Genomic DNA, 12,087 nt, shown 5'->3' with positions numbered 1-12,087 from the left:
CGGGGCGCCCCTGCCCCGTGGCAGAGCCCGGACCAGTCGGCAGGACCCGGGGCTCGGCCGCTCGTGCGCGTCACGCGTGTCGGCGCCGAGCGTGCCGAACGGGTCGGGACCAGCGCCCTCGGCCCACCGGCCGGGCACCGGCCGCCGAGCCCCCGAGCCCCCGAGCCCTGGCCGGACCGGCCGGACCGGCCGGACCGGCCGGTGCGTCAGCCGTGCCAGGACCTCCACAGCGCCGCGTACGCCCCCTCCGCCGCCACCAGCTCCTCGTGGCTGCCCAGTTCGCTGATGCGGCCGTTCTCGACGACGGCGATGACGTCCGCGTCGTGGGCGGTGTGGAGGCGGTGGGCGATGGCGACGACGGTGCGGCCGTCGAGGACGCGGGCCAGGGAGCGTTCCAGGTGGCGGGCGGCTCGGGGGTCGAGCAGGGATGTCGCCTCGTCCAGGACCAGGGTGTGCGGGTCCGCGAGGACCAGGCGGGCCAGTGCGATCTGCTGGGCCTGGGCCGGAGTGAGCGCCAGGCCGCCGGAGCCGACCTCGGTGTCCAGGCCGTCGTCGAGCCCTTGGGCCCAGCCGTCCGCGTCGACCGCGCCCAGCGCCGCCCAGAGCTCGGCGTCGACCGCGTCGGTCCGGGCGAGGCGGAGGTTGTCGCGCAGGGAGCCGACGAACACATGGTGCTCCTGGTTGACCAGGGCGACGTGGGACCGGACGCGTTCCGCCGGCATCCGGGACAGCTCGGCCTCGCCCAGGGTGATCCGGCCGTCCCGGGGCGCGTAGATCCCGGCGAGCAGCCGGCCCAGCGTCGACTTGCCCGCGCCCGAGGGCCCGACCAGAGCGAGCCGGGTGCCGGGGGAGACCTCCAGGGACACCTTGCGCAGGACGTCCACGCCCTCCAGATAGCCGAAGTGCACCCGGTCGGCCCGCACATGGCGTCCGTCAGGGGCCACCGAGGCGTCACCGGCCTCCGGTTCGATGTCCCGGACGCCGACCAGCCGGGCCAGCGACACCTGGGCCACCTGCAGCTCGTCGTACCAGCGAAGGATCATGCCCACCGGGTCGACCAGCATCTGGGCGATCAGCGCCCCCGTCGTGAGCTGGCCGACGTCGATCCAGCCCTGGAGGGCGAACACACCGCCGACCATCAGGACCGAGGCGAGCACGGTCACGTGGGTGACGTTGATGACCGGGAAGAGCACAGACCGCAGCCACAGCGTGTAGCGCTCCCAGGCCGTCCACTCCTTGATCCGCCGCTCGGACAGCGCCACCCGGCGGGCACCGAGGCGGTGCGCCTCGACCGTACGGCCGGCGTCCACGGTCTCGGCGAGCGCGGCGGCCACCGCGGCGTACCCGGCGGACTCCGAGCGGTAGGCGGCTCCCGCCCGCCGGAAGTACCAGCGGCAGCCGACCACCAGCAGCGGCAGGGCGAGCAGCACGGCGAGCGCCAGCGGCGGCGCCGTGACCACCAGCCCGCCCATCAGCAGCACCACCCACACCACGCCGATCGACAGCTGCGGCACGGCCTCGCGCATGGCGTTGCCCAGCCGGTCGATGTCCGTCGTGATCCGTGACAGCAGATCCCCGGTCCCGGCGCGCTCCAGCACACCGGGCGGCAGCCCGACCGACCGCACGAGGAAGTCCTCGCGCAGGTCGGCCAGCATCCGCTCACCGAGCATCGCGCCGCGCAGCCGCACCTGACGGACGAACGCCGCCTGGACGGCCAGCGCGGCCACGAACAGCCCCGCCGTGAGTTCCAGCCGCAGGTCGCGCGCCCCGTCGGACACCCGCTCCACGAGCCCGCCCAGCAGCCACGGACCGGCCATCGAGGCGATGACGGCGATCGTGTTGACGGCGACGAGCAGCAGGAACGCCCGGCGGTGCCGGCGCAGCAGTTCGGCCGCGTAGGCGCGGACGGTCGCGGGGGCACCGACCGGCAGGGTGTTCGCCGTCGTCGGGGCCGCCGGGTCGTAGGCCGGTGGCGCGACGCCGATCATGCCTTCTCCTCGATCTCTTCCAGTTCAGCCAGTACGTCGGTCAGGTCGGCCGCGCCGTCCAGGGCGGCCTCGTCCTCGGTCTCGCGGGTGACGACCGCCCGGTAGCGGGGCTCGGCGCGCACCAGCTCGCGGTGGGCGCCGACCGCGGCGACCTCGCCGTCGTGCAGGAACACGACCCGGTCGGCGCGGTCCAGCAGCAGCGGGGAGGACGTGAACACCACGGTCGTGCGCCCCGCGCGCAGCTCCCGCACGCCCTGGGCGATCCGTGCCTCGGTGTGCGAGTCGACGGCCGAGGTCGGCTCGTCCAGGACCAGCACCTCCGGGTCCGTGATCAGCGACCGGGCGAGCGCGAGCCGCTGGCGCTGCCCGCCGGACAGGGACCGGCCGCGTTCGGTGATCCGGGCGTCCATGGGGTCGGCGGCGTCCAGCGAACCCTGCACCAGCGCCGCCAGCACGTCGTCGCACTGCGCGGCCGCCAGCGCCTCCCGCGGCTCCACGGCACCCGACGCGGGTACATCGAGCAGTTCGCGCAGCGAGCCGGAGAGCAGCACCGGGTCCTTGTCCTGGACGAGGACGGCCGTACGGGCCGAGGCCAGCGGGAGTTCGTCGAGCGGCACACCTCCCAGCAGCACCGCGGTGCCCGCCTGAGACGGGTGCCCGCCCAGCCGTTCCGCCAGCCGGCCCGCCGCGTCCGGGTCGCCGCACACCACGGCGGTGAGCCGGCCGGTGGACGCGCGCAGCCCGGTCTCCGGGTCGTACAGCTCTCCAGAGGGGACCTCGGCGGCGCGGGACCCGGCGGTGTCCGTGGCCCGCTCCAGCGACAACACGCCCGCGGCCCGCTTGGCCGAGGGCCGTGAGAAGGCGTACGCCATGGCGATCTCCTCGAAGTGCCGCAGCGGATAGGTGAGGACCATCACCGAGCTGTAGACGGTGACCAGTTCGCCGACGGTGATCCGGCCCTGGCGGGCCAGCTGCACGCCGTGCCAGACGACGGCGATGAGCAGCAGGCCGGGCAGCAGGACCTGGATCGCGGAGATCAGGGACCACATCCGGGCGCTGCGCACGGCCGCGTGCCGGACTTCCTGGGAGGCGCTGCGGTAGCGGTCGAGGAACAGTTCCTCGCCGCCGATGCCGCGCAGCACGCGCAGACCGGCGACGGTGTCCGAGGCGAGTTCGGTGGCACGTCCGGCCTTCTCGCGCTGGGTGTCGGCCCGCCGGGTGGCGCGGGGCAGCAGGGGCAGCACGGCGAGTGCCAGCACGGGCAGGCCCACGGCCACGACCACGCCGAGCGCGGGCTGGTAGACGACCAGGCCGACGCAGACCAGCACGATGGTGACCAAGGCCGCGGTGAACCGCGACCAGGCCTCCACGAACCAGCCGATCTTCTCGACGTCACCCGTGGACACGGCGACGACCTCACCGGCCGCGACGCGCCGGGTCAGCGCCGAGCCCAGCTGGGCGGCCTTGCGGGCGAGCAGTTGCTGGACGCGGGCGGCCGCCGTGATCCAGTTGGTGATGGCGGTGCGGTGCAGGAAGGTGTCGCCGACCGCGTTGCCGACGCAGGCCAGTGCCAGCAGGCCGCCCGCCAGGGCGAGCCGTGCGCCGGAGCGGTCGACGACGGCCTGCACGGCGACACCGACGCAGAACGGCAGCGTGGCGACGGAGGCGAAGTGCAGTAGTCCCCAGGCCAGCGACTTGAGCTGTCCGCCCAGCTGATTCCGGAAGAGCCACCACAGGAATCGGGGACCCGAACGCGCGTCCGGTACGCCGGGGTCGGCGTAGGGAAGGTCTTGAATCTGCATGACGTCCCAGTGGCTCGTGTCAGGGGGATGGGGAAGGGGGAGGGTGGAGGTTCGGCCGATGGCAGCAAACCGTGACAGGTTCGCGTCGCGGCATGGTCGGAGGCAACCGGTTTTACGGCGCGTGCGCGGCCCACCGACGGGAACCGGCCGACAGGGGTGGGAACGGCGCTGCCCGACGGGCGGTTGCTCATTGCGGAGGCGGTGGACTCCCCGTAGAACACCGGCCATGAAGAGACGGATAGTCATGTCCATGCTTGCGGGGGCGACCCTCCTGGCGAGCACCCTCCTCGGAACCGGTCCCGCCCGGGCGGCCGACGTCCCCGCCGATGTTCCCGCCGAGTTCGGCACCGACTGGCACGACCCGGTCACGGCCGCCCCGCCCGTCGGCAGGCCTACGGGCAGGTCCTGCGAAGTCACCGTCGCCCAGGCGCAGTTCCGCGACTTCACCCCGTACCGGGGCAGGTACACCCCGCCCGGCGGCTGCGGCGACCGGTGGAGCAAGGTGGTGCTGCGGCTCGACGGGAAGGTCAAGGGGCGCCAGTACGACCGGCTGGGCTATCTGCACGTAGGCGGGGTCGAGATCTTCCGTACGTCGACGCCGCAGCCCTCGCCCGACGGCATCCAGTGGTCCGTGGAGAAGGACGTCACGCGCTACGGCGACACCTTCCGAGGCCCCCAGGACGTCGAGATGCTCATCGGCAACGTCGTCGACGACACCTACACGGGCGTCCTCGACGTCAAGGTCACGCTGACGTTCTACGAAGGCCGCCCGGACGGCGAGAGCCCCGACCGGGTCCTCACCCTCGACGGCGACTCGGCCCTCACCACCCCGCGCAACAGCGAGCGCGTCGTCGCCGAGGTGTACGCCACCGGCTCCGGAGGCGGCTGCGAGGAGTACTGGTACCTGTCGGTGCCCGATCCCGCGCCGTACTCCTGCAAGGCCGGGGAGGGCCCCTACCGGGAAGTCCAGATCCGCGTGGACGGCCGGCTCGCGGGCATCGCCACGCCCTTTCCGACCGTGTGGACCGGCGGCTGGTCCAACCCCTTTCTCTGGTACGTGACCCCGGGCCCGCGCGCCTTCGACATCAAGCCGATCACCTACGACCTCACCCCCTTCGCCGGGCTCCTCAACGACGGCCGGCCGCATCGCGTCGAGGTCTCGGTCGTCGGTGTGCCGGAGGGACAGGCCGGCTGGAGCACACCCGTGAACGTCCTCGTCTGGCAGGACGAGCGGCGCGCCCAGGTCACCGGAAAGCTCACCGTGCACCGGGAGGGCGACCTCACCGACTCCTCGGCCTACACGCCCGGTTCGGAGCACCAGGTGGACACCGAGGGCGCGCACCGGCTGACCGTCGCCGGATACGTGGACACCTCGCACGGCCGCGTCACCACGACCGTCGGCCGCTCGCTCGCCCACACCTCCGAGCACCGCTGGACCGACGGCGAGACGAGCGACGGGCTCGAGGCCACCTGGACGGACGACGAGTCGGTGACCGTCGACGGGCGCGGACCGGCCCGAAGCACACGCACGCACCGGATCTACACGATGGACGGCACGACCACCGTCGGAGCGGGCGACCGGCTGCGCACCGTGCTGACCCTCGGCGACCGCGCCACTGCCGTCGAGTCGCGGGGCGGCCGGCGCGCCGCCTGGTCGCGCCTCGACGACTCGTACTCGGGCGATGCCACGTACACGGCGAACGTGCCCCGTGACCAGCGGCACGCGGTCGGCACCACGAGTGAGCGCTACCGGCTGTACGGTTCGCACGGCTGCTACGACCGCACCCTGAGCACGGTGCAGGGGGTGCTCACAGGAGACCGCGACCGCTGCTGACGGGGCCCGTGTGGCCGGTGTGACATGCATCACTTAGGCCACTTTTACGTGGCCGAAACATTGCGGTCTTGTGCGCGATCAAGACAGCCTCCAGAGTGATCGGTTACGGAAGCGCCTTTCCGTATCGCAGAAGTCCCCTCCGGCCTCTGTGTAGTCCGTCCCCCAAGGAGGCTCCGTGCCACCGTCCGTACCGTCTCTGCCGCGACGTGTCGCACGCACACTGCGTACCTCGCTTTTCGCGCAGGTTCTCTGCGCGCTCGTTCTCGGAATCGTCGTCGGAAAGCTGTGGCCGGACACGGCCACGGCTCTCCAGCCGCTCGGCGACGGTTTCACCCGCCTCATCAAGACCGTGATCTCGCCGCTGGTGTTCTGCGTGGTCGTGGTCGGCATCGCCAAGGCCGGTGACCTGAAGGCTTTCGGCCGGATCGGGGTCAAGGCCCTGATCTGGTTCGAGATCGCCTCCACGGTCGCCCTGGTCATCGGTCTCCTCGCCGCCAACGTCGTGGGGCCCGGCAAGGGCATGAACGTCGACCCCGCCTCGCTGGACGCCTCCGCAGTGGAGAAGACGACCGGCGGCGAGCATCTGCCCTCGACGTCCGAGTTCCTCCTGCACGCGCTGCCCGAGAGTTTCGTCGGAGCCTTCGCCGAGAACGAGTTGCTCCAGGTCCTGATCCTGGCCTGTCTGGTGGGCGCCGCCCTGCTGCACCTCGGGCACACCAAGGTGCCGAAGATCCTTCCCGCGATCGACCAGGCCCAGGAAGTCATCTTCGCGGTCGTCGGCTTCGTCATGCGACTGGCGCCGATCGCGGTGTTCGGCGCGATGGCCCATCTCGTCGGTAACTACGGGCTGGGCGTGATGAAGACGTACGCCAAGCTCATCGTGCTCTGCTATGTCGCGGCGGCGTTGTTCATCGTGCTGCTCGCCGTCGCGCTACGCCTGGTGACCGGGCTCAGCCTCTGGAAGTTCCTGCGCTACATCCGCGAGGAGATGCTGCTCGCGCTCGGTACCGCGTCCACGGAGGCGGTCATGCCGCGTGTGATGCAGAAGCTGCGGCGGGCCGGTGCCCGCGACGACGCCGTGGGTCTGGTGCTGCCCACGGGCTACTCCTTCAACCTCGACGGCGCCTCGCTCTATCTGTCCATCGGCACGCTGTTCATCGCCCAGGCGGTGGGCGTGGACCTGACTCTGGGCCAGCAGGTCACCGTGGTCCTGGTGCTGATGCTGACCAGCAAGGGCATGGCGGGCATCCCCGGCTCGGCGTTCCTCGCCCTGTCCGCGACCGCCTCTTCCCTGGGCGCCATTCCGGCCGGAGCGGTCGCCCTGCTGCTCGGCGTGGACCGCATCATGGACTCGATGCGTGTCGTCACCAACCTGCTCGGCAACTGCGTCGCCGTGTTCGCGGTGTCCCGCTGGGAGGGGGCCCTGGACACCGACCGGGCGAAGAAGACGCTCGACGGGGACTACGCGGCTCCGCCGGAGGGCGACGACGAGGGTGACGGCGGGAAGGGTGCCGCCGCCGAGGCCCCGGCGGTAGAGCCGACGACGGCCGAGACCCCGGCATCGGCCATCCCCACCCAGAAGCCCAAGGAGCCGGCCCCCGAGGTCGGTTGACCGAAACCGAACGCGCCGCGGCCGCCGCTCCAGCAGAACGAGCGGCGGCCGCGGCCCGTTTCGCGCGCGGTGTCGTCACGGGACTTCAGCCCCTCTGCCACACCGGCTCCCGCCCGACCGTCAAGACCTTCGACGCCACCGGGCCGGCGCCCGTGAGGCTCTTGGCGCCGCCGGCCGGCTCCCGGTCGATCGGCGAGGTGCTTCGTCCCGCCGGGCTGGTGCCTGGTTGACGGGTGAAGCTCTCGGCGCCGCCAACTGGCTCCCAGCCGATCGGCCAGCCCCCTCCCGTCGGGCCGGTGTCCCTTCGGTGGGCGAGGCTCTCAGCGCCGTGGGGTCGGCGCCCGTGTGGTCGGGCGAGGCTCACACCCCCGCAGGGCCGTCTCCCGTTCGATCGGCGCAGCCCTCAGCATCGCCCGATCGGCGCCCCGTCGATCAACGTGTCCAGCAGCCCCCCGAGCGCCGCGCGCTGACCCTCCGTCAACGGTGCGAGGATCTCCTCCGCGGCCGATCTGCGCGCCGCCCGCAGCTCGCGCAGGGCGCCATGCCCGTCGTCCGTGAGCTCGATGCGGATCACCCGCCGGTTCGCCGGGTCCGGGACTCGCCGTACCTTTCCGCTCGCCTCCAGCGCGTCGACCAGCGTCGTCACGGCCCGGGGTACCACCTCCAGGCGCTCGGCCAGATCGGCCATACGCGGCGGCGAGCCCCAGTGCGCGAGGGTGCGCAGCAGCCGGGACTGGGCCGGGGTGATGCCGAGGTCGCGCTGCTCCAGATGGCGCTTCTGGATGCGATGGACCCGGCGGGTGAGCCGCAGCAACTGCTCGGCGAGCAGGCCGTCGGAGTCGGGCGTGGTCATGCGGGAACAATATCAGGATGTAGTTCATTGTGAGTATAGGTAACAATGAGCTACGATCCGACCCGCCCGGCGCCCGCCGGTGCCGTACCGCTCTCGAAGGAGCCCATGCCTCCCGACCACGAAAGCCGCTGGACCCCACCCGACGGCTCGAAGGAGCAGCCCCGGCAGGTCCGCCGCATCCTCAGGCTCTTCCGCCCCTACCGAGGCCGCCTCGCGATCGTCGGCCTGCTCGTCGGCGCCGCCTCGCTGGTCTCGGTCGCCACGCCCTTCATGCTGAAGGAGATCCTCGACGTCGCGATCCCCGAGCGGCGCACCGGCCTGCTCAGCCTGCTCGCCCTCGGCATGATCCTCAGCGCCGTCCTCACCAGCGTCTTCGGCGTGCTGCAGACCCTGATCTCCACGACGGTCGGCCAGCGCGTCATGCACGACCTGCGCACCGCCGTCTACGGCCGGCTCCAGCGCATGTCCCTCGCGTTCTTCACGCGCACCCGCACGGGCGAGGTGCAGTCCCGCATCGCCAACGACATCGGCGGCATGCAGGCCACCGTCACCTCCACCGCGACCTCTCTGGTCTCCAATCTGACCAGCGTGGTCGCGACGATCATCGCGATGGTCGCCCTCGACTGGCGCCTGACCGTCGTCTCGCTGCTGTTGCTGCCGGTGTTCGTGTGGATCAGCCGCCGCGTCGGCAGAGAACGCCGGAAGATCACCACCCAGCGCCAGAAGCAGATGGCCACCATGGCGGCCACGGTCACCGAGTCGCTCTCCGTCAGCGGCATCCTGCTCGGCCGCACGATGGGCCGCTCCGACTCGCTGACCAAGTCCTTCGCCGACGAGTCCGAGGAGCTCGTCGACCTCGAGGTGCGGTCGAACATGGCCGGCCGCTGGCGCATGGCCGTGATCACGATCGTGATGGCCGCCCTGCCCGCCGTCATCTACTGGACCGCGGGCATGGCCCTCCAGCTGGGCGGCCCCGAGGTCTCCATCGGCACGATCGTCGCGTTCGTCTCGCTCCAGCAGGGCCTGTTCCGCCCGGCTGTGAGCCTGCTGTCGACCGGTGTGCAGATCCAGACCTCGCTCGCCCTCTTCCAGCGCATCTTCGAGTACCTCGACCTGCCCGTCGACATCACCGAGCGCCCGGACCCGGTCCGTCTCGACCGCATCAAGGGGGAGGTCCGCTTCGAGAACGTCTCCTTCGGCTACGACGACAAGAGCGGACCGGTCCTCGACGCCATCGACCTCACCGTCCCGGCGGGCAGCAGCCTCGCCCTCGTCGGCTCCACGGGCGCCGGCAAGTCCACGCTCGGCTATCTGGTGCCCCGGCTCTACGACGTCACCGGCGGCCGCGTCACCCTCGACGGGGCCGACGTCCGCGACCTCGACTTCGACACCCTGGCGCGCGCGGTCGGCGTCGTCTCGCAGGAGACGTACCTCTTCCACGCCTCGGTCGCCGACAACCTGCGCTTCGCCAGGCCCGACGCCACCGACGAGGAGCTGACCCGGGCGGCCAGGGCCGCGCAGATCCACGACCACATCGCGTCCCTGCCCGACGGCTACGACACCGTCGTAGGTGAGCGCGGCCACCGCTTCTCCGGCGGTGAGAAGCAGCGCCTGGCCATCGCGCGCACGATTCTGCGCGACCCACCGGTCCTCATCCTCGACGAGGCCACCAGTGCCCTGGACACCCGGACCGAGGCCGCCGTCCAGGAGGCCATCGACGCCCTGTCGGCCAACCGCACCACGCTGACCATCGCCCACCGGCTGTCCACGGTGCGGCGTGCCGACCAGATCGTGGTGCTCGACTCGGGGCGCGCCGTCGAACGCGGTACCCACGAGGAACTCCTGGAGCGGGACGGGCGGTACGCGGCGCTCGTACGCCGGGATGCCCAACTGGAACCGACAAACTGAAGATATGCCAGGTTTATGGCGAAATGCGGGTTACCGTGCCCGCATGCAGCCGAACACTCCGCCACGAAGCGCCATGCGACTGACGCGCCGTGGCCGTATCGTCCTCGTCGCGACCGGAGCCGTCCTGGTCGGCACCGCCGTGGCGGTGCCGCTGCTGATTCTGGGGCCCGGGGACGGCGGTGGCCGGACCGCGACCCTGGTCATCCCGGAGGGCTGGCGCGCGAGCCAGGTCTACGCCGCCGTCGACAAGGCCCTCGCCCTGCCCGCCGGCAGCGCGAAGAAGTCCGTCGCGAAGGTCGCCACGAAACTGCCGGACGACGCACACGGCAACCCGGAGGGGTACCTCTTCCCGGCGACCTATCCGCTCCCCTGGAAGGCCAAGCCGGAAAAGCTCCTGGCGCGGATGGTCGACACCGCCAACGAGAAGTTCAACGGCGCGCCCATCGCAGCGGGGGCGCAGCGCAACGCGATGAACGTCTACCAGGCCGTCACCATCGCCAGCATCGTCCAGGCGGAGGCGGCCACCACGGCAGACATGGGCAAGGTGGCCCGAGTCGTCTTCAACCGCCTCGAGCGCGGTATGCCGCTCCAGATGGACTCCACCGTCAACTACGCGCTGGGCCGCTCAACCCTGCGGACGACGGAGAGCGACACCCGGATCGACAATCCCTACAACACGTACCAGCGCATGGGCCTGCCGCCCACACCGATCGACAACCCGGGCGAGGAGGCGATGCACGCCGCCGTCAACCCGCCCGCGGGCGACTGGCTGTACTTCGTCACGGTCCGGCCGGGCGACACCCGCTTCACCGCGGACTACGCGGAACACCAGCGCAATGTCGCGGAGTTCAACACCCAGGCGAAGAGCACGGGCACAGCGGCCCCATAGGGGCGCGGAGCCGCGTCGATGTGCGGCTCCGCCGCGCGCGCTCGACCGGCCGTGGACGGCCCGCAGCCGACGTCACGTCCGTCGTTGTCACGCCGCGGCCGGCTCTGGTGTCAGCAGTCGCCTGATGTCGCGGACGGCCGACCGGCCGGCCCGGTTCGCTCCGATCGTGCTGGCCGACGGTCCGTAGCCGACGAGGTGGATCCGCGGGTCGGCGGCCGCGCGCGTGCCCTCGACGCGGATGCCGCCGCCCGGCTCGCGCAGCCGCAGCGGTGCGAGGTGGTCGACGGCGGGCCGGAAGCCGGTGGCCCAGAGGATGACGTCGGCATCGAGGTGCCGGCCGTCCTTCCAGTCCACGCCGGTCGGCGTGATGCGGTCGAACATCGGCTGCCGGTCGAGCACCCCGTCCTCGATGCCCCGCCGGATCGCGTCGTTGAGCGGCAGCCCGGTGACCGAGACGACGCTCCTCGGCGGCAGCCCCTGCCGTACCCGTTCCTCGACGAGCGCGACCGCCGCCCGGCCCGCGTCCTCGTCGAAGGGCCCCGCACGGAAGACGGGCGGGCGCCGCGTCACCCAGGTGGTGGCTGCGGCGTGCGCGGCGATCTCCAGCAAGTGCTGCGTGCCCGACGCGCCGCCCCCACCACGACGACCCGCTGCCCGGCGAACGCCTCGGGACCGGGGTACCGCGCGGTGTGCAACTGCCGTCCCCGGAAGGTCTCCTGCCCGGGATAGCGCGGCCAGAACGGCCGGTCCCAGGTGCCGGTCGCGTTGATCAGCGCCCGCGTCGACCAGACTCCGTCCGAGGTCTCCACAAGCAGCCGCCCGCCGGGGCCCTCGCGCACGGCCCGTACGTCGACCGGGCGCCGCACCCGCAGGCCGAAGGTCCGCTCGTAGCGGTCGAAGTAGTCGCCGATCACCTCGGCGGACGGCCGCGCCGGGTCCGCGCCGGTGAGTTCCATCCCCGGCAGCGCGTGCATGCCGTGCACCTTGCCGTACGTCAGCGACGGCCAGCGGAACTGCCAGGCGCCGCCGGGCCCGGGGGAGTGGTCCAGCACGACGAAGTCGCGGTCCGGCTCGTAACCGGCTCGCCGCAGGTGATAGGCGCCGGCCAGACCGGCCTGACCGGCGCCTATGACGACCACCTCGACCTCGCGTGTGTTGTTCACGCTTCTGCCAACCGTGTCGGAGGCCTGGATCTTCCCGC

General features: G+C 72.0%; 7 protein-coding genes and 1 pseudogene. 4 read left to right on the top strand and 4 right to left on the bottom strand.

Going from position 1 to position 12,087, the window contains the following annotated elements; genetic code table 11:
- Positions 1–206: 206 nt before the first annotated feature.
- Positions 207–1,988 carry an ABC transporter ATP-binding protein gene (locus ACQEV8_RS06280; protein WP_432958058.1) on the bottom strand — a complete coding sequence of 594 codons (1,782 nt, stop codon included), beginning with the start codon at positions 1,986–1,988 and terminating at the stop codon, positions 207–209.
- Positions 1,985–3,790, bottom strand: a complete 1,806-nt coding sequence (locus ACQEV8_RS06275; protein ID WP_432958057.1) for an ABC transporter ATP-binding protein — start codon at positions 3,788–3,790, stop codon at positions 1,985–1,987. Before ACQEV8_RS06275 ends, ACQEV8_RS06280 begins: the two co-directional genes overlap by 4 nt.
- 226 nt (positions 3,791–4,016) lie before the next feature.
- On the opposite strand from ACQEV8_RS06275, the gene ACQEV8_RS06270 reads away from it, so the two are divergent.
- Both ACQEV8_RS06270 and ACQEV8_RS06265 read left to right on the top strand, forming a co-directional pair.
- Entirely contained in the window at positions 4,017–5,624 is a 1,608-nt protein-coding gene (locus ACQEV8_RS06270) for a peptide-N4-asparagine amidase (protein WP_432958056.1), read from the top strand.
- Positions 5,625–5,799: 175 nt separating this feature from the next.
- Complete coding sequence (locus ACQEV8_RS06265; protein WP_432958054.1) at positions 5,800–7,236, top strand: cation:dicarboxylate symporter family transporter; 1,437 nt, start codon at positions 5,800–5,802, stop codon at positions 7,234–7,236.
- Between the two features lie 403 nt (positions 7,237–7,639).
- Here the strand turns inward: ACQEV8_RS06265 and ACQEV8_RS06260 are convergent, their stop codons facing one another.
- A complete protein-coding gene (locus tag ACQEV8_RS06260) occupies positions 7,640–8,089 on the bottom strand; it encodes a MarR family winged helix-turn-helix transcriptional regulator (protein ID WP_432958052.1) in 450 nt (149 codons plus the stop codon).
- Between the two features lie 105 nt (positions 8,090–8,194).
- Between ACQEV8_RS06260 and ACQEV8_RS06255 the strand changes: the two genes are divergently transcribed.
- Together ACQEV8_RS06255 and mltG are read left to right on the top strand one after the other, a co-directional pair.
- Positions 8,195–9,997, top strand: coding sequence for an ABC transporter ATP-binding protein (locus ACQEV8_RS06255; protein ID WP_432958050.1), 1,803 nt, complete (start codon positions 8,195–8,197; stop codon positions 9,995–9,997).
- A 43-nt stretch (positions 9,998–10,040) separates the two neighbouring features.
- The gene (gene mltG / locus ACQEV8_RS06250; protein ID WP_432958049.1) at positions 10,041–10,886 is read left to right on the top strand and encodes an endolytic transglycosylase MltG; all 846 of its coding nucleotides are present in this window, start codon (positions 10,041–10,043) and stop codon (positions 10,884–10,886) included.
- Between the two features lie 87 nt (positions 10,887–10,973).
- On the opposite strand, the pseudogene ACQEV8_RS06245 reads toward mltG, so the two are convergent.
- Positions 10,974–12,049: pseudogene (locus ACQEV8_RS06245) on the bottom strand (NAD(P)-binding domain-containing protein).
- Positions 12,050–12,087 lie beyond the last annotated feature (38 nt).

The sequence above is a fragment of the Streptomyces sp. CA-179760 genome (assembly GCF_050937045.1).
Classification (GTDB): Bacteria; Actinomycetota; Actinomycetes; order Streptomycetales; family Streptomycetaceae; genus Streptomyces.
Note: the sequence above shows the minus strand (reverse complement) of the source record. Positions and strands in the feature narration are given on the sequence as shown.

Excerpts from the sequence above, each read along its gene's own strand:
- ACQEV8_RS06275 (WP_432958057.1), bottom strand. The coding sequence starts at position 3,790 with ATGCAGATTCAAGACCTTCCCTACGCCGACCCCGGCGTACCGGACGCG.
- ACQEV8_RS06270 (WP_432958056.1), top strand. The coding sequence starts at position 4,017 with ATGAAGAGACGGATAGTCATGTCCATGCTTGCGGGGGCGACCCTCCTG.
- ACQEV8_RS06280 (WP_432958058.1), bottom strand. The coding sequence starts at position 1,988 with ATGATCGGCGTCGCGCCACCGGCCTACGACCCGGCGGCCCCGACGACG.
- ACQEV8_RS06260 (WP_432958052.1), bottom strand. The coding sequence starts at position 8,089 with ATGACCACGCCCGACTCCGACGGCCTGCTCGCCGAGCAGTTGCTGCGG.
- ACQEV8_RS06255 (WP_432958050.1), top strand. The coding sequence starts at position 8,195 with ATGCCTCCCGACCACGAAAGCCGCTGGACCCCACCCGACGGCTCGAAG.
- mltG (WP_432958049.1), top strand. The coding sequence starts at position 10,041 with ATGCAGCCGAACACTCCGCCACGAAGCGCCATGCGACTGACGCGCCGT.